Origin of the sequence: Clostridium perfringens ATCC 13124, assembly GCF_000013285.1 — a bacterium.
In the GTDB taxonomy this organism is placed as follows: Bacteria; Bacillota; Clostridia; order Clostridiales; family Clostridiaceae; genus Sarcina; species Sarcina perfringens.
The window spans coordinates 2694535-2718569 of sequence record NC_008261.1 but is presented as its reverse complement, the minus strand read 5'-3'; the positions used below and the strand labels follow the sequence as shown (position 1 = coordinate 2718569).

The following is a 24035-nucleotide window of genomic DNA, read 5'->3' as shown; positions in this document are numbered from 1 at the left end:
TTATATAGGTGTATTAATTTAGGATAAATGGACAGAATTAGAAACGGAGGTGTTGAAAATGAATAAAAAAGACCAATTTAAGAGATTTATTAAAAAGGATGGATTTTATGTAGTTTTATTTGTTTGCCTATGTTTAGTAGCAACAGTTGGAGTAGTGGTAGCAAATAAAAGCACAAATAACACAGTAGAAGAAAATATAGCAGAAAACACTATAGAAAATACAGAGGATAATAGCACTACAACTGGTAATACTTTTGATGATGCTGAACTAGTTGAAGGAAAAACAGATATAGCAAATGATTCAGAAGAGATTGCATCTAATGAAGCTAATGGTGAAGAAGTAAAACCTGAAGCAAATAATGCTGATAAGTCAGTTGCAACTTCAAGCCAAAGTCAAAGCTTTACATCACCAATTAAGGGTGGAGTTATAACAAGATTATATAACTTAGAACCTAGATTAAATGAATCAGGTCAAAGTGCATCTGTTTATAAAGGAATAGATATAGAAGCTGCTGAGGGAACTGAAGTTTTAGCAATTGGTGATGGTAAAGTTGTAGAGGCTGGAAAAGGAAACTCAAAAGAAGGTTGCTTTGTTAAAATAGAGCATCAAAACGGTATTGTTGGTTTTTATGGAAACTTAGATCCAGAGATTAAAGTTAAAGAAGGGGATAATGTTAAAAAAGGAGATTCTATAGGTAAGATTGGAAAAACTATTCAAAATAGTCCAAGTGATAGAGTTTCTGAAAATTATTTAATGTTCCATATGGAAAATTCTAAGGAGCCAGTAGATCCACAAAAATACTTAAAAGATATTCCTGTAAAAGAATAATTTAATACATAATCAGCTGCTTATAAAAAAAGCAGCTGATTAAAAATTTAAGAATATTTTTAAGGAGGTAAGGTTCTTGAAAGATTATATTGAGGAGAGAGTTTTAGAAGTGGCTCAGTACATTATTTATTCAAGGGCTACTATAAGAAAAACAGCTAAAGTTTTTGGTGTAAGCAAGAGTACTATACATAAAGATATGACTGAAAGATTGCCTAAGATAAATCCTGATATAGCTGAAGAAGCAAAAAGTATATTAGATTTAAATAAAGCTGAAAGACATATTAGAGGTGGAAAGGCAACTAAGTTAAAATATAAAGTTGTTGAATGATGAAAATATTCCTTATATAATAAAAGTTAGTATTTATGTATATTTTTATAGAAATTAATAATTATTATTATATATTAGGGAGTTGTAAACATGTGGTTTTGGAGAAAAGGTACAGATATGGGTATAGACCTTGGAACAGCAACTGTTCTTGTCTATATGAAAGATAAAGGTATAGTCTTAAAAGAGCCCTCAGTAGTAGCCATAGACAAAAATAAGAACAAAGTTCTAGCAGTAGGAGAAGCTGCAAGACAGATGATAGGAAGAACACCAGGTAATATAGTAGCATTAAGACCTATGAGAAATGGTGTTATATCAGATTACGAGATGACAGAAGCTATGTTAAAGTATTTTATCAAGAAGGGTGTTGGAAATAGAAGAATATCCGCCCCTAAAGTAATGATATGTATACCTTGCCAAGCGACTGGGATTGAGAAAAGAGCAGTTATAGATGCTGCAAAGAATTCAGGAGCTAAAAACGTATATCTTATAGAAGAACCCTTAGCTGCTGCAATAGGAGCAGGACTAGATATATCAAAGGCTAGTGGGCATATGGTTGTAGATATAGGTGGAGGAACTGCAGATATAGCTATAATATCCTTAGGCGGAATTGTTATAAGGGAGTCTGTAAAAGTAGCTGGAGATAGATTTGATGAAGCTATAATTAAATTTGTTAGAAGTAAATATAAACTTATGATTGGTGAGAGAACAGCAGAGGAATTAAAAATAAATGTTGCCACAGCTGTTGAAGGCAATAGAAAAGAAAGTATGGAAGTAAAGGGAAGAAATCTAGTTACAGGTTTACCAGGAATAATAACAGTAGATAGTGAAGAACTTAGAATTGCTTTAAAAGATGATGTTAGCATAATTGGTGAAGCTGTACATTCTGTTCTTGAAAAAACACCACCTGAGTTAGCAGCTGATATAATAGAAGAAGGAATTCTTATGACTGGTGGAGGCGCTTTATTAAATGGCTTAGATAAGTTTATTGAACAAAGGACAGGCGTTAAGGTTAGAGTTGCTGATGATGCTGTAAAATGCGTAGCTGAAGGAACAGGTAAAGTATTGAAAACATTTGAAAAATTAAATTTAGGCATGGATGATTTAGAAGTGAAATTAATTGATGAGTAAAATTAACTATATATCTCTTAATATTAAGAGATATATAGTTAATTTTTTTTGTTTTTTAAATAATAGGAGTGGATTAAAGAATCTACAATAACTTTAGACATGTCTAATATAAAGCTTAACCTAATTGGTCTACTTGTAAATAGGTCTATATTTTCGGAGGAATCAACTATAGCTATTATAGACATATCTCCAACACTTCTTAAGGATTTACCAACGCCTTTTCCAGGATGAATAGGTTCATATCTAGCATGAATTTCACCAATAGAGTTAGAATCTCCTAGGCAAGCATCTATGGCTAGTATTTTATAACCAGGATAAGTTTTTAATATTTCAGTTATTTTTTTGTCAAGATTAAGAGCATGTATAGGAGAATCAAGTGTACCAAATACTTTTAAAGGAAAGAATTTTTCTCTTAGTAGGGTACCAACTAATGGACCTAAGCAATCACCTATACATTTATCAGTTCCTATACATACTATAATGGTTTTTTCATCTATATGATTTTTTAAAAAATTTGAAATCTCGTAATATGCCAAATAATTTTTGTAGTAAGTTTTTATTTTATTCAAGGCTTCACCTCCTCATTAATTATATGAAGGAAGTGTTAGAAATATTAAATGGAAGTATAAAAAAGATTTTAGGTGGTAATTATTAAAATGGAGGTGAATATACTTATGAATAAAGGGCTTTTAAGTTTTTTAGTACTATTTTTTACTACATTAATAATGGGAGCAATGACGTATTTTGTTAACTTAAATTATGAAGAAGCTAAATTAAAAGCAGAGAGTGTAAAAAGTCAAAAGAATGAAATTTTAAATATTAATGAAGAGGAAAATGGACAAAAGGCTATAGAAAACAATAAAGAAGAGTTAAAAGAAGATAGAGAGAAAGAAAATATAAGTGAGAATAACAATAAGCAAAGTAATGAGTTAGATAAATCTCAATTAAAAGAAGAAAAAGAAATAGAAGGTAAGTCTAAAGAAAATGCTACAAATATCAAAAAAAATGAAAAGTATAAAGAAAAGGTAGCTGAGGAGAAATCATCAAAAGAAAGCAAAGAAGTATTTAAAGTAGATAAATATTCAATTCCTAAAAAGATAAATAAAGCAGATAAGTTTAAATTAATGTCTATTGCTAAGAATTTATCTTTAACTGATTACGGAGTTTTATTAGAGCATATTAAGAGAAATGATGAGTTAGATGCTGCTATTGATATATTTAAAATACTTAAGGATAAATTAGAAGAGAAAGAATATAAAGAAATGAAAGATATATTAAGTCCATACATAAATATTGAGTTAATTGAAGAGAAAATATAAATGAAAAAAGAAGTAAAATAAAGAAATTGTGAGAAATTTAAAAATAGATTAACATAATGTTTGAAAATAGCCTAAAATTGAGTTTGAAATAAAAAGCATAACAATATATACTAAGTCTTGTCGATTGGCGATGAGCCAAAACGACAGAGAAAAATAATGAATGTGCTGGTGTGGCTCAATTGGCAGAGCAGCTGACTTGTAATCAGCAGGTTATCGGTTCAAGTCCGATCATCAGCTCCATAAGTGGTGGAATTCCCGAGTGGCCAAAGGGGGCAGACTGTAAATCTGTTGTCGGACGACTTCGAAGGTTCGAATCCTTCTTCCACCACCAATAAGGTCGCATAGCTCAGCTGGGAGAGCACCTGCCTTACAAGCAGGGGGTCACAGGTTCGATCCCTGTTGCGACCACCATTAAAACATAATAAATGCGCTGGTGTGGCTCAATTGGCAGAGCAGCTGACTTGTAATCAGCAGGTTATCGGTTCAAGTCCGATCATCAGCTCCACAAGTGGTGGAATTCCCGAGTGGCCAAAGGGGGCAGACTGTAAATCTGTTGTCGGACGACTTCGAAGGTTCGAATCCTTCTTCCACCACCATTTATAAAAAACAAAATATTGATATGCTGGTGTGGCTCAATTGGCAGAGCAGCTGACTTGTAATCAGCAGGTTATCGGTTCAAGTCCGATCATCAGCTCCATATGTGGTGGAATTCCCGAGTGGCCAAAGGGGGCAGACTGTAAATCTGTTGTCGGACGACTTCGAAGGTTCGAATCCTTCTTCCACCACCAGAAAGAGACACTATTAATTAAGTGTCTCTTTATTAAAATAATATCTTAATAAAATAGAATAATTAGTATTTATATACTCTTATCCAGAGAGGTGGAGGGAAAAAGGCCCTATGAAACCCGGCAACCAGTGAGAAATCACTACGGTGCCAATTCCGGTAAAGAAATTCTTTACAAGATGAGAGAAGATAAATTTAGTGTATAACTAAAATCTCTTCTTAAATCTTTAAAGGTTTGAGAAGAGATTTTTTTATTAACAAAAATATTTTAAAGGCGCGCATTAAAATAAAGTTTGTTAATTAAGCTTTAAAGATATTATTTTGAATCGTGGGAAGATAAATTAAGTTATTTGTTTAAATAAACAGGGTTGGAATAAATAAAAATGAAAGGGGTGAATTAGCTATCTTATTATGATAGTAAGATAGCCTTAGCCATGAGAAGATTATTTACATCAGAATCAGTTACTGAAGGGCATCCAGATAAAATATGCGACCAAATTTCAGATGCAGTTTTAGATGCTATATTTGCAAAAGATCCAAACGCAAGAGTTGCTTGTGAAACAGCTGTTACTACAGGATTAGTAATGGTAATGGGAGAAATAACAACTAATTGTTATGTTGATATCCCTAAAATAGCTAGAGAAACTATAAAGAACATAGGATATGATAGAGCTAAATACGGTTTCGACTGTGAAACTTGTTCAGTTATGACTACAATAGATGAGCAATCATCAGATATCGCTATGGGTGTTGATGAAGCTTTAGAATCAAGAGCTGGAGAAAAAATTGACATAGATGCAGTTGGAGCAGGAGACCAAGGAATGATGTTTGGTTTTGCTACTAATGAAACTGAAGAATTTATGCCAGCACCAATAGCTATGGCTCATAGATTATCAAGAAGATTAACAGAAGTAAGAAAGAACGGAACTTTACCTTACTTAAGACCAGACGGAAAAACACAAGTTACTGTTGAATATGAAAATGACAAACCAGTTAGAATAGATGCAATAGTAATTTCAACACAACATGGTCCAGAAGTATCTCAAGAGCAAATACAAGCTGATTTAATGGAACATGTTATAAAAGCTGTTATACCAGCAGAGTTATTAGATGAAAATACTAAGTATTATATAAATCCAACAGGAAGATTCGTTATTGGTGGACCTCAAGGAGATGCTGGATTAACAGGAAGAAAGATCATAGTTGATACTTACGGTGGATATGGAAGACACGGCGGTGGTGCTTTCTCAGGAAAAGACCCAACTAAAGTTGATAGATCAGCTGCATACGCTGCTAGATGGGTAGCTAAAAACTTAGTTGCTGCAGGAATCGCAGATAAATTAGAAGTTCAAGTTGCTTATGCTATAGGAGTTGCTAAGCCAGTATCAATTATAGTAGATACTTTCGGAACTGGAAAAATATCAGACGAAGAAATAGTTAATATAATAAACAAAGTTTTCGATTTAAGACCAGGAGCTATAATAAGAGATTTAGATTTAAGAAGACCTATATATAGACAAACAGCTGCTTATGGACACTTTGGAAGAACAGATTTAGATCTTCCATGGGAAAACTTAAACAAAGTTGAAGAAATAAAGAAATATCTTTAATATATAGAAAAGCTTAGGATTTTATATCCTAAGTTTTTTATTTTTCTATAAATTTATTATTTTAAGATGAACTAGTAATTTTAAAATTAAGATAAAATAAAAAAGCACTTTGAAAAATCAAAGTACTTTTTTATATTAAGCTTTATGAACTAATTTTCCATTAACTATTACATATTTTATATCTATATTATCATCAAAAATAATTAAGTCAGCATCATAGCCTTCTTTAATTAATCCTTTTTTGTCATCAACTTTGCAGTGTTTAGCTCCGTTATAAGTAGCCATTTTTATAACTTCATTAAGTGGATAATTAGTGTTTTTAAATATATTTTTAACTGCCACATCTAAAGTTAAAATTGATCCTGCTAAAGAACCACTTAATAATCTTGCAGCTCCATTTTTAACTTTAACATCTTGTCCTCCTAATGAATACATTCCATCAGGCATACAGCAAGCCATCATAGCATCAGTTATTAATAAAACCTTATCTGTTCCTTTTTGTTTGTAGGCAACTCTTAAGCTTGGATATGCTATGTGAATACCATCTGAGATTGTTTCAGTAGTTATTTCACTATCAAAAACAGCACCTACAACTCCAGGTTCTCTATGAGTAAATGGAGTCATTGCATTGAATAAATGAGTGGCATGAGAGCATCCACACTTTATTCCTTCCATAGCTTCTTCATAAGTAGCTTTAGTATGTCCCATTGAAACAACTATACCTTTTTCACTTAAGAATTTAGTAAGTTCTTTAGCGCCTTCTACTTCAGGAGCAAGAGTTATTGAAACAACATCATCTTCATGTTCTCCAACTAATTTATAGAAGTTTTCTTTTGTTGGAGGGATTAAGAAATCAGGATTTTGAGCACCTATTGCACTTGGGCTTATAAATGGACCTTCTAAGTGAGCACCTAAAACATTAGCTCCATCTGTTCCTTCAGTTTTTGCTTTATGAATAGCTTCCATTGACTTGCATACGTCTTCAGCAGCTACAGTCATTGTTGTTGGTAAAAATGAAGTAGTACCATGTTTAACTATAACCTTTGATATTTCATTTATAGCTTCGTAAGTACCATCCATAGTATCGTGACCACCAGCACCGTGTATATGAACATCTATAAATCCTGGAGATAGGAATAAGCCTTCTCCGTCAATTACTTCACAATCACATTCTTCTTTAGGATTTATAGCCTTTATCTTTCCGTTTTCTATAAGTATATTTCCTTTTTCAATCTTATCTAAATATACTATATTACAGTTTTTTATTAACATACGAATCACCTTCCTCATAATAATCTTAAAATTTTAATTTGTGTAAGTCAACAAAATAAGCACTATGATTTAAATTTAATAATTGTGATATAATTAATAGTAATAACAATTCAAGAGAAACCTTTTAGGAGGTAATATGGAAGCATTAAATGGAATAGTTGAGAGTATAGTATTTAAAAGCTCAGATACAGGGTATACAGTTATAAAATTTAGAGAAAATAATATTATTCATACAGCAGTGGGAGTTTTACCACATGTAAAAGAAGGTCAAAATTTAAAAATTACAGGAAGTTGGGTTAACCATTCCCAGTTTGGAAAACAATTTAAGGTAGAAGAATGTGAAGAGATATTACCTACTTCAAAGGATGGAATAGAAAAATATTTATCTTCTGGGATAATACAGGGAATAGGACCTGTTACGGCAAAAAAAATTGTAAATAAATTTGGAGAAGATACTCTTAATATTTTAGATAATAATATTGAGAGATTAAAAGAAATAGAAGGAATAGGTAAAAAGAAGTTAGAGACCATAATTGAGTCTTATAGAGAACAAAGAGAATTAAAAAATATAACTATATTTTTGCAAACCCATGGATTAAGTGTAAATCAATGTTTGAAGATTTATAAAAAATATGGAGCTAGTTCAGTTGATACAGTTAAAAATAATCCATATATACTTTGTGATGAAATTTCAGGAATAGGATTTAAGACTTCTGATAAGATTGCTAGAAGTTTAGGAATAGAAATTGACTCACCTTTTAGAATTCAAAGTGGTATAAGATACGTAATAAATGAATTTTGTGCTAATGGACATACTTTTATGCCAAAGGATGAACTTATAAAGGAAGCAAGTAATGTATTAACTGTAAGTGGAGATATAATAGAAGAAAATATTAAAAATGCAGCTTTAGATAGAAAAATAAAGTTAGAGAAAGTTAATGATAAAGAAGGTGTTTTCACAATACCTAATTATTATTGTGAGCTTGGAATAACTAATAGGATTTTAACTTTAGCTATAAGCAATTTCCAAGATATAAGTGTAGATGTTGAGCACTTAATACTTCAATTTGAAAAGAAAAATAATATAACTTTTGCAGAATCCCAGAAAGATGCTATAATAAGTGCTTTTCAAAATGGAATAGAGATAATAACTGGGGGACCAGGAACAGGAAAGACCACTATAATAAAGTGTATAATTGAAATTTTTGAAACTTGTGGTTTGAAGGTTCTTTTGGGAGCACCTACTGGAAGAGCGGCTAAAAGAATGAGTGAATCTACAGGAAAAGAAGCTACTACAATACATAGAATGCTTGACATGGGAGTCTTTGAAAAAGAAGAAAGTGTTTTTGTAACCAATGCAGAGGAACATTCCTTAGAGGCTGATGTGGTTATAATAGATGAGGCATCAATGATTGATATAACTTTAATGAATGCTTTACTTAAATCTATTAAGGTAGGTACTAGGCTTATAATAGTAGGAGATGTTGATCAGCTTCCATCAGTAGGAGCTGGAAATGTATTAAATGATTTTATAGAGAGTGGATTTACAAAGGTTGTACGTCTAAAGGAAATATTTAGACAAGGAAAAGAGAGTATGATTGTAGTAAATGCACATAAAATAAATAAAGGTGAGATGCCTAAGTTAAATGAAAAAGGTACTGATTTCTTCTTCATAAGAAATGATATTCAAGAGGGAATATTAAATACTATTATAGATTTAATAAATACTAGGTTGCCTAAGTTTAACTCAAATTGGGATAAGTTAAAAAGTATACAGGTTTTAGTTCCTATGAAAAAGGGTGTATTAGGAGTTACAAATTTAAATGAAAGAATTCAAAATGTCTTAAACCCAAAGGCTCCATATAAAAAAGAAAAAGAATTTAGAAGTATGGTATTTAGAGAGGGAGATAAGGTTATGCAGATAAAGAATAACTACTCTCTAAAATGGACCAGAATAGCTGGAAAAGGTGAGCATGAAGGCTTGGGTGTATTTAATGGAGATATGGGATTTATAGAAAGTATAGATTTAGAAGGGAAAAAACTATCTATAATCTTTGATGATGAAAGAAGAGTTATTTATGATTTTATGTATTTAGATGAATTAGATTTAGCTTATGCAATCACAATACATAAAAGTCAAGGAAGTGAATTCCCTGTAGTAATAATACCTGCATATATGGGTGCACCATTACTTATGAATAGAAATTTATTATATACAGGAATAACTAGGGCAAAAGAAATGGTTGTAGTAGTTGGAATACCTAAAGCATTAAAATATATGGTTGATAATACAAGGAGTATGGAACGTTATTCCTCTTTAAATTGGAGAATAAAAGAAGTAATATCTAATGAGGTTTTTGAACAAGATTAAATTAGGGGGATTTAAAAGTGAGCTTATATGGCAATAATTTAAGGGTTGAGAATAGATATAGTCATATATTAAAGAAATGGTATGTAAAAAGCAATGATAGGTTTATAAATTTGATATGTGAGCCCTATCAAAAGTTGAACTTTATTGAAAGTTTAATTGGTGATTGTTTAATAAATAATGAAAAAGTTTTGTATGTAGGTAAGAGTAGAAAAGTTTGTAAGAATGAGCAATTAAATTCTATGAATTTTGATTTTATAAATTTTAATAATATTTTTAATATAAAAAAGAATTTTGATTTAATAATATATGATGATGTAAGCTTATATTCAAATAAGAGTAGTATTGAATGCAACGAGGATTTAATGTACTTAAAACGCCTATCTAAGAAAATAGTAATATGTTCAGTAGATAAGGTATTTAATAATATAAAGCACATAGAAATATTAAATAATCAAAGAAAAACACATTTCTTAGAGCCGAGACTAATAACAACTAGAGTTAATTTAGAAACTTCAATGCCTTATACCTTATATGATTATATTGAATGGTTTATAAGAGAAAAGAGAATCTTGGTTGTATATGTTCCAAATAAATTTAACTTAAATAAAATTTATGAATATTATACTGAGGATTTAAATTTAGAAAATAAGGTTAAAATAGTAAAAGAAGATAAAAAGAATTCCTTTTTAAATATAGTAAATGAAAGTAGATTTAAAAAAGAAGGGATTATTTTTATAACAGATTCATTACATGAATATTTTGATTCTATTCCAGAATGTGATATGGTGATCTATTCTTTTGAAAAAGATATTGTTGATTACAAAAAAATAATATTTGCCTGTGGAGCTTTATGCAAAGATAAATGCACTGGAAGAGAAGTAATATTATTAAGTAATGAAGAGGGAGATAACATAGAAACTGCTAGGAGGTTAGCAAGAGGCTTTAATAAAACTTTATGGAGAGAGTCAGAGATAAGGTAGATTATTTATTTCAATGTTTTTTAGAAGCTATTTATCCAACAGAAGAAAAGTGTTATGTATGCAATAAAGATGGAGAAAAAATAATTTGTGATAAATGCAAAGGTAAAATACAAAAGTTAAATGAAACTCTGATTATTGAAGAATGTGAAATGTTAATCTGTTCTTATTATTCTTTTATAGTTAAGGATTTAATATTAAGACTTAAATATAAAGGAGATTTTCATGCTGGTGAAATATTAGTTATGTTACTAGAAGAAAAAATAAAAGAATCAAATTTAGATGTTGATTTTATAACATATGTTCCCGTAGCTAAGGATTCCCTTAGAAAGAAGGAATTTAACCAATGTGAATATTTATCAAAAGAATTAGGAAAGCGACTAGGGATTAAATCCATAGAAACTTTAAAAAAGAAAAATAAAGTAAAAGAACAAAAGTCATTATCTAAAGAAGAAAGAGAAAAAAATGTGAAAAATGCTTTTTATCTTAAAAGATATAGGAATTTAGAAGGAAAAAGTATTATACTTTTAGATGATGTAATGACTACTGGTTCTACATTAAAGGCCTGTGTAAGAGAACTAAAAAAAATTAAAGATATTAAGATTTTTTTATTGACTATTGCTAAAAGTAATATATAATAGTAATGTAGCTAGGTTTGTGGTTGAAAGTCGATGCCAGTCGCAGGCGAAACGATCCACGTAAGTTAAACAAAGTTTTAATGAGCATGGTGCGGCTTAGAAGTAAGACCTACCAGCCAATAAAGGCTGAGAGGGTTAGTAGTGAGAGGTTAACTCCGGGTAGCGAAAGCTCCAGTAGGCGAGTGTGGGGTCAAAGACCAGGTCAACTAGCTATAAAAAGGGACTATGATTTTCATGGTCCTTTTTTATTTTTTGTCAAGTTACATCTGTTATAAATAAATTAAGTAAAGAGAAGATTTAATTAGACAATTAAGATCTATATTATAAAAAATTAAGTTAATTAAAATAATTAAAACTTGTATAAAATCCTTTAACAGAGTACAATTATAGTATAATATTTAAACCTTTACATTGTTTAAGGTTACTTGTTTTTTTGAAAGGGGCTGACGATATGAAAGTAACAGTACATGCTAAGAATATAGAGTTAACAAATGCTTTAAAGGATTGTGTAGAAAAGAAAATATCCAAGTTAAGCAAGTATTTTGAACCAGGAGTTGAAGCAAAGGCCACTTTAAGCGTAGAGAAAAATAAACAAATCATAGAAGTTATGATTCCTTTTAATGGAATATTATTAAGAGGTGAAGAATCTACAGACGATATGTATAAGTCAATAGACTTAGTTGAAGAAAAAATCGAAAGACAAATAAGAAAACAAAAAACTAGATTATCAAAGAAAAATAGATATGATTCATTAAGATTTGCTCATATAGATCCAATAGAGGATATGAAAGAAGAAAAAGAAGCAAAAATAGTAAAAACTAAAAGATTTGATGTTAAGCCAATGGGAGCTGAAGAAGCCGTTTTACAAATGGAGCTTATAGGACATGACTTCTTTGTATTCCAAGATCCAGAGACAAATCAACTAAATGTAGTTTATAAAAGAAAAGATGGTAATTATGGTTTAATTGAACCAGGATTAGGCGAAGAATAATAGAATAAATATAAAAAAAGATGTAGGTTTTTACCTACATCTTTTTATTTTTATGTAAAAGTTTTATCTAAATTATTACATTTATTGAAAATAGGTTACTATAAATGGTATAATCTAATGAGAATTATTTTAAATAATTTTTTTGGAAAATTTAGAATAATGTATATATGTGTTATAATGAGATAATTATTAGAATATTAAGCATATAAGAAAGTAGAATTGAGGGATATTATAATGGGATTATTTGATAAAATATTTGGAAGTTATAGCGATAGAGAAGTTAAAAGAATAACACCTATTGTAGACAAAATAGATTCGCTTGGGCCTGAAATGGAAAAACTATCTGATGAAGAATTAAAGCAAAAAACATTTGAATTTAAGGATAGATATGCTAAAGGAGAAAGCTTAGATGATATGCTTCCAGAAGCTTTTGCTGTTTGTAGAGAAGCGTCAACAAGAGTTTTAGGAATGAAACACTATAGAGAGCAATTAATTGGGGGTACAGTGTTACACCAAGGAAGAATAGCAGAAATGAAAACTGGTGAAGGTAAAACATTAGTTGCTACTTTACCTGTTTATTTAAATGCTATAGCTGGTAAAGGTGTTCATGTAATTACAGTTAATGATTATCTTGCAACAAGAGATAAAGAGTGGATGGGTCAATTATATGAATTCTTAGGATTAACTACTGGGGTTATAGTTCATGGATTAACTAATGATCAAAGAAGAGAAGCATATAATGCAGATATAACTTATGGAACAAATAATGAGTTTGGATTCGATTATTTAAGAGATAACATGGTTATTTACAAAGAAGAAAGAGTTCAAAGACCATTACACTACTGTATAGTGGATGAGGTTGACTCAATTCTTATAGATGAAGCAAGAACTCCTCTTATAATTTCAGGTGCAGGAAGTAAATCAACAGATCTTTATAAGATAGCTGATTTCTTCGTTAAGAAATTAAGAGAAGAAGAAGATTATACAATAGATGAAAAAGCACATGCTGCAATGCTTACTGATAAAGGGGTTGCAGAGGCAGAAAAGGCTTTTGGAATAGAAAACTACGCAGATGCTAATAACATGGAATTACAACATCATATTACTCAAGCCTTAAAAGCTAACTATGTAATGAAGAGAGATAAAGATTACATGGTTAAAGATGATGAAATAGCTATAGTCGATGAATTTACAGGAAGACTTATGGAAGGTAGAAGATACTCAGATGGTCTTCACCAAGCTATTGAAGCTAAGGAAGGTGTTAAAGTTCAAAGAGAATCTAAGACTTTAGCAACTATAACATTCCAAAACTATTTCAGAATGTACACTAAATTAGCAGGTATGACAGGTACTGCACTTACTGAGGAAACTGAGTTTAGAGAAATATATGGACTAGACGTTGTTGTTATTCCAACTCATAGACCAGTTCAAAGGGAAGACCATTCAGATTTAGTATTTAAAACTGCTAAAGGAAAATATGATGCCATAGTGGAAGAAATAATAGAAACTCATAAGACAGGTCAACCAGTCTTAGTTGGTACAACTAGTATAGAAAAATCAGAATATCTTTCATCTTTATTAAAGAAAAAAGGTGTTCCGCATAAGGTTTTAAATGCTAGATACCATGAGCAAGAAGCTGAAATTGTATCTCATGCAGGTGAGTTAGGTAACATAACAATTGCAACTAACATGGCTGGTAGAGGTACTGATATTAAACTTGGAGAAGGTGTTTTAGAAGTTGGTGGTTTAAAAATCATAGGTACTGAAAGACACGAATCAAGAAGAATAGATAACCAGCTTAGAGGACGTTCTGGTCGTCAAGGAGATAAAGGTCATTCAAGATTCTATATCTCTTTAGAGGATGATTTAATGAGAATATTTGGCTCAGAAAAACTTCAATCTGTTGTTGATAGATTAGGATTAGAAGAAACTGAGGCTATTGAAAGTAAAATGGTTACTAAATCAATAGAAAATGCTCAAAAGAAAGTAGAAGGTAACAACTTTGATATAAGAAAAACATTATTAGGATACGATGATGTTATGAATAAACAAAGAGAAGTTATCTATAAGCAAAGATCACAAGTTTTAGAGGGTGAAAACTTAGAAGACAGCGTTCAAGCTATGATTGAAGATGTTGTAACTAGTGCTGTTCAAGCTCACTTAGGAAATATTGATGAAGATGATTTTGAAAAAGAACTTGGAGATTTAATAAAATACTTAGAAGATATAATGTTACCACATGGTAAATTCACTGTAGAAGAATTAAAAACTTCTTCAAATGAAGAAATTACTAGAAAATTCATTGAATGTGCTAGGGAAATCTACAAGGAAAAAGAAGAGTTCGTTGGCTCAGAGCAAATGAGAGAAATTGAAAGAGTTATAATCTTAAGAGTTGTTGACACTAAGTGGATGGATCACATAGATGATATGGATCACTTAAAACAAGGTATTGGATTAAGAGCTTACAAACAACAAGATCCAACTCAAGCTTACCAAATGGAAGGTAGTGCTATGTTTGATGAAATGATAAATAACATCAAAATAGACACAGTAAGATACTTATTCCATGTAAAAGTTGAAGCTGAAAAACCACAAAGAGAGAGAGTTGCTAAGGAAACAGGAGCAAGTCATGGTGGAGACTCTCAAGAAGTAAAGAAAAAACCAGTTAAAAAAGAGCCTAAAGTAGGTAGAAATGATTTATGTCCATGTGGAAGTGGAAAAAAATATAAATCATGTTGTGGAAGAGAAGTAGTTTAATATAAAAAAAGCCTTTGCATTATTTGCAGAGGCTTTTTTATATAATTTTATTAATAAATAAAATGCTATGAATTGTACATATAATATTGGAATGACTTGAACTTCTACTGATATTCAATTTTTAAAAAAATATTTTTATGAACTTTAAGATTATATTTAGATTTTTACTAAATATGATTTTATTGTTTTAAATAGCTATAAAATGATATACTTTATAATATCAAAATAATTAAAGCTAGGGGTGAAGTTTTTATGATTATGGAACTTGAAAATCAATTATCAAAGTTACATGAACTAAAAAATAATTTAAAGGAAATGGGGGCTTCACTTTGACTTAGCATCTTTAGAGAAGAAAAGTGCAGAATTAGAGCTTAAGATGCAAGAGGCGGGATTTTGGGATGATGTCCAAAAGGCCCAAGAAGTAACCCAAGAAGCAAAAAGAGTAAAAGATAAAATTGATAAGTTTAAAAATTTAAATGAAAGAATAGATGATGTAGAAGTATTAAAAGAGCTTATGGAAGAAAATGACGAGGAAACAGCTAAGGAGATAATAAGCGAAGTTAAGGCTTTAAGTAAAGAGATAGATACATTAAAAATAGAGACAATTCTTTCTGGGGAATATGATAGAAATGATGCCATATTAACACTTCATACAGGTGTTGGTGGAAGCGATGCTAATGATTGGACAGAAATGCTTCTTAGAATGTACACAAGATGGTGTGAAAAGAAGGGATATTCCTTAGAAACTATTGATTATTTACCTGGAGATGAAGCAGGAGTAAAAAGTGTTACGTTAAAAGTTAAAGGTGAATTTGCTTATGGATATTTAAAGGCTGAAAAGGGTATTCACAGATTAGTTAGAATATCACCTTTTAATGCTAATGGTAAAAGGCAAACTTCCTTTGCTTCAGTAGAAGTTTTACCAGAGTTAACATCAGATCAAGATATAGAAATAAATCCTGTAGACTTAAGAATAGACACTTATAGAGCCGGTGGAGCTGGTGGTCAGCATGTAAATAAAACTGAGTCAGCAGTAAGAATTACTCATATTCCAACTGGAATAGTAGTTCAATGCCAAAATGAGAGAAGTCAGTTTTCTAATAGAGATACTGCTATGGGAATGTTAAAGTCTAAACTTATAGAACTTAAAGAGAGAGCTCATAAGGAAAAAATAGAGGATTTAACAGGTGAATTAAAAGATATGGGATGGGGAAGTCAGATAAGAAGTTATGTTTTCCATCCATATTCAATGGTTAAGGATCATAGAACTAATGTTGAGACATCTAATGTTAACGGAGTAATGGATGGAGATATAGATAATTTTATAATTGCCTATTTAAATTCATAAAAAGGTGACTATATAAAAAACTTATAAATAGATTATGAGAATTAATGAATTAAACTAAGAATTTTAAGTAATTACTTTGAAAACATCTTAAAAACTATTAAGCAGCTAGCCTAGTATTTAGTTTTTTAGATTAACTTTTCTATATAGGGGCTTAAATTCTAATTTTAATTTAAATATTCTTTTAATACTATTTATAAGTTATTTTTGTATAAGCACTTTTAAATTTTATCTTTTTTAATTATATAATTTAACTTTTTAACTTTAATATTAAACAAATTAAAGCTGATAATATTAGCAATATAAGAACTTTTGAGTCTAATAAGAATAATCCAGAGGATGAGTAAGCTGAGTCAAATATTTCGCTCCATACCACAGAGAAGCTTCTATCTATGGCTGTAGGACTTATATATTCAATTTTATCTTCTGGAGTGTGAATTCTTGTTACATCACCATCATTTATTGTTATTGCATCAAAACCTTCTTTAATAAAGCTTGCGTGGTCAGAGGAATCTTTATTTTCTATAATATTAGTTATGTTCTTTTCATTACAAATTTCACAAAGCCTATCTAGTAAATCACTGTGGAAACAAGTATCTTCTCCTGCCATAAATGTGAGTGGGATATCTTTATCACTTCCAATCATATCAAAGTTAATAACTGTAGCGTTTTTTAATAAGTCTTTATTTTCTTTAGCAAAATTTTTAGAACCTAGTAATCCGAATTCTTCAGCATTTAGAGAGACTATTATTATATCCCTTGATGGTTGAGGAAGAGAAGCTAGGAAAGAACTTAATTCTAATAAAAATGAAGCACCAGAAGCATTATCTAAAGCACCTCTATAAATTTCACCAGAAAGTCCTTTTCCCATATGATCAAAATGAGCTGTTAAGACTAAAGGGGGTAAAAATGGATTTTTACCTTTTATAATTCCAGTAACATTGTTAACAACTTTCTCTTTAACCTCATAAGGGATAAAACAGTCTATTTTGTAACCTTTATTTAAATATGTCTCTAGTTCTTTTATAAGATTTGGAGCTACTACCACATATAAGTCACAAGGTGTATCCTCAATAAAAGAGCTTCTAAAATTAAAAGAATCTACTGGAGATGAGAGAAATACAACACTGTTATTAGATGAAGAAGTTCCTTTCATTATTGTAGGAAGAACTTTAAATTCATTTGTATTATCAAAAGTTATATGATTTACCCTAAAGTTTATAAAGGCTTCTTTAAAATCTACTCCATATTTATATGAAGATACTAACTTATTATTTTTATCGTAAACTTTTAAATAAGGCTCTCCTTCAACTAAAATAGGGGCTTTTACATTGAAATCTTGAAGATAACTAGAATTAAGTTTTTTTATGTTTGATTTAATAAAAGAATTTTCAATGAATTCTTGAGCTAAGTAATTACCTTCATTTCCGCAAAGTCTTCCTTCTAATTCATCAGAGGTTAAGTATTCTATATTCTTTAAAACACCTTCTCTTTCAAAGGGATCAAGCCTATTTTTATAAACTAGAGAGAGTTGTATAAGCAAAATAAATGTACAAAGAAGTATATTTATTGTGGCTATATATAATTTTTTCATATTATCCTCCATAAATAATTAGGTTATAATTAAAAGTATGAGATTTAAATTATGTTTATTCAAAAAATTACTATTAATATTAAATTAATAGATAAAACATAGGAGGACATTATGGACAATATAAATCATATTTTATCAAAGGAACTTGGTATTTCATTAAAACAGGTAACAAGCGTTATAGAAATGTTAGATGAAGGAAATACAGTACCTTTCATAGCTAGATATAGAAAAGAAAGAACTGGTGGATTAACAGATGAGGTTCTAAGAAAATTTAATGAGAGATTAACATATTTAAGAAATTTAGAAAGTAGAAAAGAAGATGTTTTAAGAATAATAGAGGAGCAAGAAAAATTAACTCCAGAATTAAAACTAAAAATTGAGAAAGCTACTACCCTTACTGAGGTTGAAGATATATATAGACCTTTTAAAGCTAAAAAGAGAACAAGAGCTACTATGGCTGTTGAAAAAGGATTAAAGCCATTAGCAGAGCTTATTCTATCAGGAGAGTTTAATGGTGATATAGTAGAAGAGGCTAATAAATATATTAATGAAGAAAAAGGTGTTAAAAATGAAGAGGAAGCTCTTCAAGGGGCTATGGATATTATAAGTGAAATAATATCTGATAATGCTGATTATAGAAAATGGATTAGAAATTTTGTTCAAAAGGATGGAATAATTCAGGTAAAGGGAAGCAGTGAAGAACAAACACCTTATGAAATGTATTATGATTATAAGGAGCCTGTTAGAACAATTCCATCTCATAGAATATTAGCTATAAATAGAGGAGAAAAAGAAAAAATTCTTTCAGTTAAAGTAACTTGTAATGATGATATAATTATAGATTATTTAAATAAAAAAGTTTTAAAGGGAAATAAAATTACTGATAAGTATTTAGAAGAAAGTATAAAGGACTCCTTTAAAAGACTTATATATCCTTCAATAGAAAGGGAAATAAGAAGTGAATTAACCTCTAAGGGAGAAGAGGGAGCAATTGATATATTTAAGGCTAATTTAAAAGCTCTCTTAATGCAAGCTCCTATTAAGGGAAAAGTTGTAATGGGATTTGACCCTGGATTTAGAACTGGATGTAAGGTAGCAATCTTAGATGAAACAGGAAAATTTGTTGAGAATACAACAGTTTATCCAACAGCCCCTCAAAATAGAATTGATGAAACAATAAGTACACTTAAAAAACTTATTAAAAAACATGGAGTTCAAGTTATTTCTTTAGGAAATGGAACAGCTTCAAGAGAATCAGAAGAAGTAATTGCAAAGATGCTTAAGGAAATAAAAGAGGAAACAGGAAAAGAATTATTTTATGTTATAGTTTCTGAGGCAGGTGCTTCTGTTTATTCAGCATCAGAACTTGCAAATAAGGAATATCCAGACTTAGATGTAACTGTAAGAGGAGCAATTTCTATAGGAAGAAGACTTCAAGATCCATTAGCTGAGCTTGTTAAAATAGATCCTAAGGCTATAGGAGTAGGACAATATCAACATGATGTAACTCAGAAAAAACTTGATGAATCCTTAGCAGGGATAGTTGAGGATTGTGTTAATAATGTAGGAGTAGATTTAAATATAGCAACTCCATCATTATTAAGTTATATTTCAGGGATAAATGCTTCAATAGCTAAAAATATTGTTGATTATAGAGAAGAAAATGGTAAGTTTAAAAGTAGAAAAGAGCTTTTAAAAGTTAAAAGATTAGGACAAAAAGCTTATGAACAATGTGCAGGATTCTTAAGAGTTATGGAAAGCAAAGAAGCTTTAGATAATACTTCAGTTCATCCAGAGTCATATAAAGTAGCTAAGGAACTTATAAAAACTTTAGGATATACAGAAGAAGATTTAAAAAATGGCAAATTAGTAGATATAGATGAGAGAGTAAAAGCAAAAGGAATTTCTAACTTAGCAAAAGAATTAGAAGTTGGAGAACCAACACTTAATGATATTATAAAGGAAATTAAAAAGCCTGGAAGAGATCCAAGAGAGGAATTACCTAAACCAATATTTAAGTCTGGCGTAATAGAAATGAAAGATTTAAAACCAGGTATGATTTTAATGGGGACAGTTAGAAATGTATCTGATTTTGGTGCTTTTGTAGATATTGGAGTTCACCAAGATGGATTAGTTCATAAGAGCCAAATGGCAGATAGCTTTGTTAAACATCCACTTGATATAGTTAAGGTTGGAGATGTTGTAGAAGTTAGAATATTAGATGTTGATTTAAAAAGAAAGAGAATTTCATTATCAATGAAAAAAGAAGGTTAAGTTAGAAAATTAATTAAAATAAGTGAAAATTTTAGTAGATAAAAATATTTAATATATTGAAATTTATATAAAAAAGAGTTAAAATTATAACAAATGAAATAAAAAAAGTCTTCAGGGCGGGGTGTAAGTCCCCACCGGCGGTAAAGCCCGCGAGCTAGTTTTTAGCATGATTCGGTGAAATTCCGAGGCCGACAGTATAGTCTGGATGAAAGAAGATGAGTGTTTAATGATTTAAATTCTGAATTTATATGCCCTGATATAAGTATATGTATCAGGGCTTTTTATTTGAAAAAAATCATTAAAGACTTAATAGCCCCAGAGGAAGTAACTTTTGGGAGGGGACAAAATGAAAACAAAAACCTTAAACACAAACAGATTCATTAAATTATCACTTTTATCTGCGATTGCAGTAATACTTATGTATATTGACTTTCCAGTAATACCTATATTCCCATGGCTTAAGATTGATTTAAGCGATGTGCCTGCACTTATGGGAGCCTTTGCTTTTGGTCCATTAGCAGGGGTAATAATAGAACTTATGAAAAATTTATTAATATTAATAGTAAAGGGAACTGGAACAGGATTTGTAGGTGAGCTTGCTAACTTTTTAGTTGGAGTGGCTTTAGTATGGCCAGCAGCTTTAGTTTATAAGAAAAATAAAACTAAGAAAACTGCTATTTTAGGAATGGTACTAGGAGTTTTATGTATAGAAGTGGTAGGAATATTAGCTAATGTTTATTTATTACTTCCAGCATACGGTATGGCTATGTCAAAAGCAGAGTTAATGCAATATGTAACAGTTGGATTAATTCCATTTAACGGAATAAAATCTATATTGGTTTGTGGAATAACATATGCTTTATATAAAAAGGTTTCTGTATCAATATTTAAGGTTGAACCTATGCTAGATAAACCAAAACAAATGAAAGAAAATTTAGGATAATAGAAAGGGACTATATCAAAATGATATAGTCCCTATTATTTTATATTAGTGTTAAAGATTTAGATAAAAATAAATACTAATAAAAAATATATTCTAAATATCATGTCTCCACATTATTATGGCGTTTTCTTTTGGATTATTGTAGAAGTTTTTTCTTATCCCTTCTTCCTTAAATCCATGCTTTTTGTAAAGGGATTGAGCAGGAATATTAGACTCTCTAACTTCTAATGTAAGAGAATTTATATTATTTTCTTTACATAAAGTAATTAGATTATCTATTAAAAGATTTCCAATTCCTTGTTTTCTATATTCAGGATGAACTGCTACGTTAGTTATATCTCCCTCATGAAAAACAATCCACATTCCAACAAAGCCAATAACCTTGTCTCCATGTAAAGCAACAAGATATTTTGCTAGTTTATTAGAAAGTTCTTTTTCTATAGAATCTATATTCCAAGATTCTGCAAGACTAAGTTTACTTACTTCAAAAACGCCCTTAACATGGGAAGAATTCATAAGTTCTATTTTATATGAATTCATTATTTTAATCTCATTCTTTCTTCATATTCTCTTTCAGCTTGAGATTTTCTTAAGTATATAGGAGCATATGTATTTAAATCATGAGAAACTCCTGACTCTAATAATCTTAAGCCTAATTCTCCAACTGATGCTGCTCTTGGATAAGATGAATGACTAGGTGCAAAAGAGCCATTAGGAAGAGCTTCTTTTAAAGCTTCCTTGTGTTTGCTTATTCCATCTCCCACAAAGATAACATCCTCATTTTTTTCTTTTATTTTTTCAATTAAATCAGTTAAAGAAATGCATTCTTTTTCACTAAGAGATACTAGCTCATCTCCTTCTTTTTTATATAGAGAAGCATAGACATTTCCTCTAAGAGCATCTATAATAGGACAGATTATTCCATTAAATCCTGAAATATTATAAGCTAAAGCATCAAGGGAAGAAACGCAAACAGAAGGTTTTTTACTTCCAAAACTTAATCCTTTAACAGTTGCCATACCAATTCTAAGTCCAGTAAATGAACCAGGACCTTCACTAATAGCAAATCCATCTAAATCTTTAATTTTTAGATTATTATACTTAAGTAAATCATCTATTAAGTCCATTAATAAAACGGAATGTTGTTTTTTATCATTTAAGTTTATTTCTCCTAGAACTCCTTTTTCACTAACAAGTGCACAAGTAGCAGTGCTAGAAGATGAATCAATAGCTAATACTAACATTCTTCTATCTCCTTTATGTAGTTATATCTATCACCATAACCATTAATACTTATTTTTCTAAAATTTTCACCCATATCAGGTAATTTTTCTATTTTTATATGTATATACTCTTCAGGAATAAGTTCTTCTATGTAATTAGCCCATTCAATTAAGCTTACTCCATCACCAAAGATATATTCATCAAAGCCAATTGCTTCAATTTCATCTGGATCATTAACTCTATAAACATCAAAATGATAAAGAGTTAATCTTCCGCTATGATATTCATTAACTATATTAAAAGTTGGACTAGTTATATGCTCGTCAATTCCTAATCCTTCTGCAATTCCTTTACTTATATGAGTTTTGCCAGTTCCTAAGTCTCCAGTTAAACAAAGAATATCTCCTTTATTTACAAGAGAACCAAGTTGTCTTCCAATATGCATAGTTTTATCTACACTATCTACTATAAATTCCATAAAGAACTCCTTTCAAATTAACACTCTTTAATCATTCTATCCAAATTTAAAGAAAAAGAAAAGAGAGAGTAGATTTAATAAGGTATTTAAAGTTTTATTATGTTTCTTAAATAGTTAAAAATTCTCCTAATATTTAATAAAACATATACCTATAAAATTATTATAATATTAACAATAAAAGGAGAAAAGTATCTTTAATTAATACTTTGATAAATTTAATATAATTGGATAACTATGTAATAATATAATAGTATAATAATAGTATATAGTATGTAAATTTAGGAATTGGGGGGATTTGTATGTTAGTAAAAGCTATTATGACAAAGAAAGAAAATCTAGATTTAGTTGATTCTAATACTAAACTTAAAGATGCACTAAAAATCATGGAGGATAATAAGTTTTTATCAATTCCTGTAGTAGATGGAGATAAATTTAGAGGGGCAGTAGCTAAAAGCTCTATCTATAAATATTACTTTAAACATAATTTAAGCAAAGATGAAGTATTAAATAATATTACTGTAGGTGAAATATTAAAAACAGAAGTTCCTATAATAAATAAATCAGAACATATAGAAAAGGCAGTATCCATGCTAGAAAGAATGAGAATTTCTTTTGTGGCTGTAGTAGATGAATTTGATAATTTCAAAGGAATACTAACTCATAAGGCAGTTTTTAGAGAATTTAACAATGCTTTTGGACTTAATAAAGGGGAAAGAATAGTAATAAGATCTTATGATGTCCCAGGACAATTATCAAAAATAACTAAGACAATATCTGAAGAAGGTGGAGATATATTAAGCATAGTTATTGTAGATACAAAGAGTCTAACTGATGTTAAAGAGGTTATAGTTAGGGTTAAAAGTATAGATGTTGAAAATATTAAAAAGAAATTAAAAGAGTCAGGATTCAAATTAGCATAGTAAACCATTATAAACATATAAGTATAGAGCATATATAATATTGATTTTTTAAATTTATATTATATATGCTTTATTTTAATTGATGAAGATAATAGTGAAATGATGAAATAATTAATTTAAATTTAGCTAAATATATTTTTTTATTAGCCAATATTATATTGTTTTATTAGAGTATTAATGTGGATTTTTTATTAAAAATAAAAAATTACATAAAAAACTCTTGCGTTAAGTTTATTTTTAATATATAATAAGT

At 29.7% G+C, this 24035-nt stretch carries 20 protein-coding genes, 7 tRNA genes and 2 riboswitches; of the genes, 21 read left to right on the top strand and 6 right to left on the bottom strand.

Going from position 1 to position 24035, the window contains the following annotated elements; genetic code table 11:
* Positions 1-58: 58 nt before the first annotated feature.
* The 3 genes from CPF_RS11930 (at position 59) to CPF_RS11920 (ending at position 2285) form a co-directional block, all read left to right on the top strand.
* Complete coding sequence (locus tag CPF_RS11930; protein WP_003457419.1) at positions 59-829, top strand: M23 family metallopeptidase; 771 nt, start codon at positions 59-61, stop codon at positions 827-829.
* A gap of 76 nt (positions 830-905) precedes the next feature.
* Positions 906-1157 carry a sporulation transcriptional regulator SpoIIID gene (gene spoIIID, locus CPF_RS11925; RefSeq protein ID WP_003452341.1) on the top strand — a complete coding sequence of 84 codons (252 nt, stop codon included), beginning with the start codon at positions 906-908 and terminating at the stop codon, positions 1155-1157.
* Between the two features lie 90 nt (positions 1158-1247).
* Positions 1248-2285 carry a rod shape-determining protein gene (locus CPF_RS11920; RefSeq protein ID WP_003452335.1) on the top strand — a complete coding sequence of 346 codons (1038 nt, stop codon included), beginning with the start codon at positions 1248-1250 and terminating at the stop codon, positions 2283-2285.
* 38 nt (positions 2286-2323) lie between these two features.
* Here CPF_RS11920 and yyaC read toward each other — a convergent pair whose 3' ends face one another.
* Positions 2324-2854 (bottom strand): spore protease YyaC, encoded by a 531-nt coding sequence (gene yyaC / locus CPF_RS11915; protein WP_003457351.1) that lies wholly within the window; start codon positions 2852-2854, stop codon positions 2324-2326.
* Positions 2855-2941: 87 nt separating this feature from the next.
* Between yyaC and CPF_RS11910 the strand changes: the two genes are divergently transcribed.
* The 9 genes from CPF_RS11910 (at position 2942) to metK (ending at position 5998) form a co-directional block, all read left to right on the top strand.
* Entirely contained in the window at positions 2942-3604 is a 663-nt protein-coding gene (locus tag CPF_RS11910; RefSeq protein WP_003457339.1) for a hypothetical protein, read from the top strand.
* 164 nt (positions 3605-3768) lie between these two features.
* A tRNA-Thr gene (locus tag CPF_RS11905) sits at positions 3769-3844 on the top strand.
* 5 nt (positions 3845-3849) lie between these two features.
* Positions 3850-3935, top strand: a tRNA-Tyr gene (locus CPF_RS11900).
* Positions 3936-3939: 4 nt separating this feature from the next.
* Positions 3940-4015, top strand: a tRNA-Val gene (locus tag CPF_RS11895).
* An 18-nt stretch (positions 4016-4033) separates the two neighbouring features.
* Positions 4034-4109 (top strand) — tRNA-Thr (locus CPF_RS11890).
* Positions 4110-4114: 5 nt separating this feature from the next.
* Positions 4115-4200 (top strand) — tRNA-Tyr (locus CPF_RS11885).
* 25 nt (positions 4201-4225) lie between these two features.
* A tRNA-Thr gene (locus CPF_RS11880) sits at positions 4226-4301 on the top strand.
* A gap of 5 nt (positions 4302-4306) precedes the next feature.
* Positions 4307-4392: transfer RNA gene (locus CPF_RS11875), tRNA-Tyr, on the top strand.
* 76 nt (positions 4393-4468) lie between these two features.
* Positions 4469-4574, top strand: a riboswitch (SAM riboswitch).
* A 248-nt stretch (positions 4575-4822) separates the two neighbouring features.
* Positions 4823-5998: a methionine adenosyltransferase gene (gene metK / locus CPF_RS11870; protein ID WP_003452418.1), complete on the top strand. Its 1176-nt coding sequence runs from the start codon at positions 4823-4825 to the stop codon at positions 5996-5998.
* A 135-nt stretch (positions 5999-6133) separates the two neighbouring features.
* On the opposite strand, the gene nagA is transcribed toward metK, so the two are convergent.
* Positions 6134-7270: an N-acetylglucosamine-6-phosphate deacetylase gene (gene nagA, locus CPF_RS11865; RefSeq protein ID WP_003457417.1), complete on the bottom strand. Its 1137-nt coding sequence runs from the start codon at positions 7268-7270 to the stop codon at positions 6134-6136.
* A 136-nt stretch (positions 7271-7406) separates the two neighbouring features.
* Between nagA and CPF_RS11860 the strand changes: the two genes are divergently transcribed.
* The 6 genes from CPF_RS11860 (at position 7407) to prfB (ending at position 16352) form a co-directional block, all read left to right on the top strand.
* Positions 7407-9641, top strand: coding sequence for an SF1B family DNA helicase RecD2 (locus CPF_RS11860; protein WP_003457380.1), 2235 nt, complete (start codon positions 7407-7409; stop codon positions 9639-9641).
* Positions 9642-9658: 17 nt separating this feature from the next.
* Positions 9659-10621 (top strand): hypothetical protein, encoded by a 963-nt coding sequence (locus CPF_RS11855; protein ID WP_003457387.1) that lies wholly within the window; start codon positions 9659-9661, stop codon positions 10619-10621.
* Complete coding sequence (locus CPF_RS11850) at positions 10597-11256, top strand: ComF family protein (RefSeq protein WP_003457335.1); 660 nt, start codon at positions 10597-10599, stop codon at positions 11254-11256. The genes CPF_RS11855 and CPF_RS11850 overlap by 25 nt, the downstream gene beginning before the upstream one ends.
* A gap of 451 nt (positions 11257-11707) precedes the next feature.
* Positions 11708-12247 (top strand): ribosome hibernation-promoting factor, HPF/YfiA family, encoded by a 540-nt coding sequence (hpf, locus tag CPF_RS11845; RefSeq protein ID WP_003452413.1) that lies wholly within the window; start codon positions 11708-11710, stop codon positions 12245-12247.
* Between the two features lie 234 nt (positions 12248-12481).
* The gene (secA, locus tag CPF_RS11840) at positions 12482-15004 is read left to right on the top strand and encodes a preprotein translocase subunit SecA (protein ID WP_003457334.1); all 2523 of its coding nucleotides are present in this window, start codon (positions 12482-12484) and stop codon (positions 15002-15004) included.
* 252 nt (positions 15005-15256) lie between these two features.
* Positions 15257-16352, top strand: a protein-coding gene (gene prfB / locus CPF_RS11835; RefSeq protein ID WP_096516759.1) for a peptide chain release factor 2 whose coding sequence is annotated in 2 segments (ribosomal slippage) — positions 15257-15334 and positions 15336-16352 — 1095 coding nt in all. Because the reading frame shifts where the segments join, the coding sequence is not laid out codon by codon here.
* A gap of 247 nt (positions 16353-16599) precedes the next feature.
* On the opposite strand, the gene CPF_RS11830 is transcribed toward prfB, so the two are convergent.
* Complete coding sequence (locus CPF_RS11830; protein ID WP_011591064.1) at positions 16600-17943, bottom strand: M28 family metallopeptidase; 1344 nt, start codon at positions 17941-17943, stop codon at positions 16600-16602.
* A 111-nt stretch (positions 17944-18054) separates the two neighbouring features.
* On the opposite strand from CPF_RS11830, the gene tex reads away from it, so the two are divergent.
* Complete coding sequence (gene tex / locus CPF_RS11825; protein WP_011591063.1) at positions 18055-20217, top strand: RNA-binding transcriptional accessory protein Tex; 2163 nt, start codon at positions 18055-18057, stop codon at positions 20215-20217.
* 103 nt (positions 20218-20320) lie between these two features.
* Positions 20321-20438, top strand: a riboswitch (FMN riboswitch).
* Between the two features lie 125 nt (positions 20439-20563).
* The gene (locus CPF_RS11820) at positions 20564-21160 is read left to right on the top strand and encodes an ECF transporter S component (RefSeq protein ID WP_003468145.1); all 597 of its coding nucleotides are present in this window, start codon (positions 20564-20566) and stop codon (positions 21158-21160) included.
* A gap of 93 nt (positions 21161-21253) precedes the next feature.
* Here CPF_RS11820 and rimI read toward each other — a convergent pair whose 3' ends face one another.
* From rimI to tsaE, 3 genes are read right to left on the bottom strand one after another with little or no spacing between them, the layout of a single operon-like run.
* The gene (rimI, locus tag CPF_RS11815) at positions 21254-21700 is read right to left on the bottom strand and encodes a ribosomal protein S18-alanine N-acetyltransferase (RefSeq protein WP_003457406.1); all 447 of its coding nucleotides are present in this window, start codon (positions 21698-21700) and stop codon (positions 21254-21256) included.
* On the bottom strand, positions 21700-22404 hold the full coding sequence (gene tsaB / locus CPF_RS11810; protein WP_003457395.1) for a tRNA (adenosine(37)-N6)-threonylcarbamoyltransferase complex dimerization subunit type 1 TsaB: 705 nt from the start codon (positions 22402-22404) through the stop codon (positions 21700-21702). The genes rimI and tsaB overlap by 1 nt, the downstream gene beginning before the upstream one ends.
* A complete protein-coding gene (gene tsaE, locus CPF_RS11805; RefSeq protein WP_003457392.1) occupies positions 22398-22862 on the bottom strand; it encodes a tRNA (adenosine(37)-N6)-threonylcarbamoyltransferase complex ATPase subunit type 1 TsaE in 465 nt (154 codons plus the stop codon). Before tsaE ends, tsaB begins: the two co-directional genes overlap by 7 nt.
* A 299-nt stretch (positions 22863-23161) precedes the next feature.
* Between tsaE and CPF_RS11800 the strand changes: the two genes are divergently transcribed.
* Positions 23162-23782, top strand: coding sequence for a CBS domain-containing protein (locus tag CPF_RS11800; RefSeq protein ID WP_003457372.1), 621 nt, complete (start codon positions 23162-23164; stop codon positions 23780-23782).
* Positions 23783-24035 lie beyond the last annotated feature (253 nt).

Excerpts from the sequence above, each read along its gene's own strand:
- CPF_RS11930 (WP_003457419.1), top strand. The coding sequence starts at position 59 with ATGAATAAAAAAGACCAATTTAAGAGATTTATTAAAAAGGATGGATTT.
- CPF_RS11920 (WP_003452335.1), top strand. The coding sequence starts at position 1,248 with ATGTGGTTTTGGAGAAAAGGTACAGATATGGGTATAGACCTTGGAACA.
- CPF_RS11910 (WP_003457339.1), top strand. The coding sequence starts at position 2,942 with ATGGAGGTGAATATACTTATGAATAAAGGGCTTTTAAGTTTTTTAGTA.
- metK (WP_003452418.1), top strand. The coding sequence starts at position 4,823 with ATGAGAAGATTATTTACATCAGAATCAGTTACTGAAGGGCATCCAGAT.
- nagA (WP_003457417.1), bottom strand. The coding sequence starts at position 7,270 with ATGTTAATAAAAAACTGTAATATAGTATATTTAGATAAGATTGAAAAA.
- CPF_RS11860 (WP_003457380.1), top strand. The coding sequence starts at position 7,407 with ATGGAAGCATTAAATGGAATAGTTGAGAGTATAGTATTTAAAAGCTCA.
- CPF_RS11850 (WP_003457335.1), top strand. The coding sequence starts at position 10,597 with ATGGAGAGAGTCAGAGATAAGGTAGATTATTTATTTCAATGTTTTTTA.
- hpf (WP_003452413.1), top strand. The coding sequence starts at position 11,708 with ATGAAAGTAACAGTACATGCTAAGAATATAGAGTTAACAAATGCTTTA.
- secA (WP_003457334.1), top strand. The coding sequence starts at position 12,482 with ATGGGATTATTTGATAAAATATTTGGAAGTTATAGCGATAGAGAAGTT.
- CPF_RS11830 (WP_011591064.1), bottom strand. The coding sequence starts at position 17,943 with ATGAAAAAATTATATATAGCCACAATAAATATACTTCTTTGTACATTT.
- tex (WP_011591063.1), top strand. The coding sequence starts at position 18,055 with ATGGACAATATAAATCATATTTTATCAAAGGAACTTGGTATTTCATTA.
- CPF_RS11820 (WP_003468145.1), top strand. The coding sequence starts at position 20,564 with ATGAAAACAAAAACCTTAAACACAAACAGATTCATTAAATTATCACTT.
- rimI (WP_003457406.1), bottom strand. The coding sequence starts at position 21,700 with ATGAATTCATATAAAATAGAACTTATGAATTCTTCCCATGTTAAGGGC.
- tsaB (WP_003457395.1), bottom strand. The coding sequence starts at position 22,404 with ATGTTAGTATTAGCTATTGATTCATCTTCTAGCACTGCTACTTGTGCA.
- tsaE (WP_003457392.1), bottom strand. The coding sequence starts at position 22,862 with ATGGAATTTATAGTAGATAGTGTAGATAAAACTATGCATATTGGAAGA.
- CPF_RS11800 (WP_003457372.1), top strand. The coding sequence starts at position 23,162 with ATGTTAGTAAAAGCTATTATGACAAAGAAAGAAAATCTAGATTTAGTT.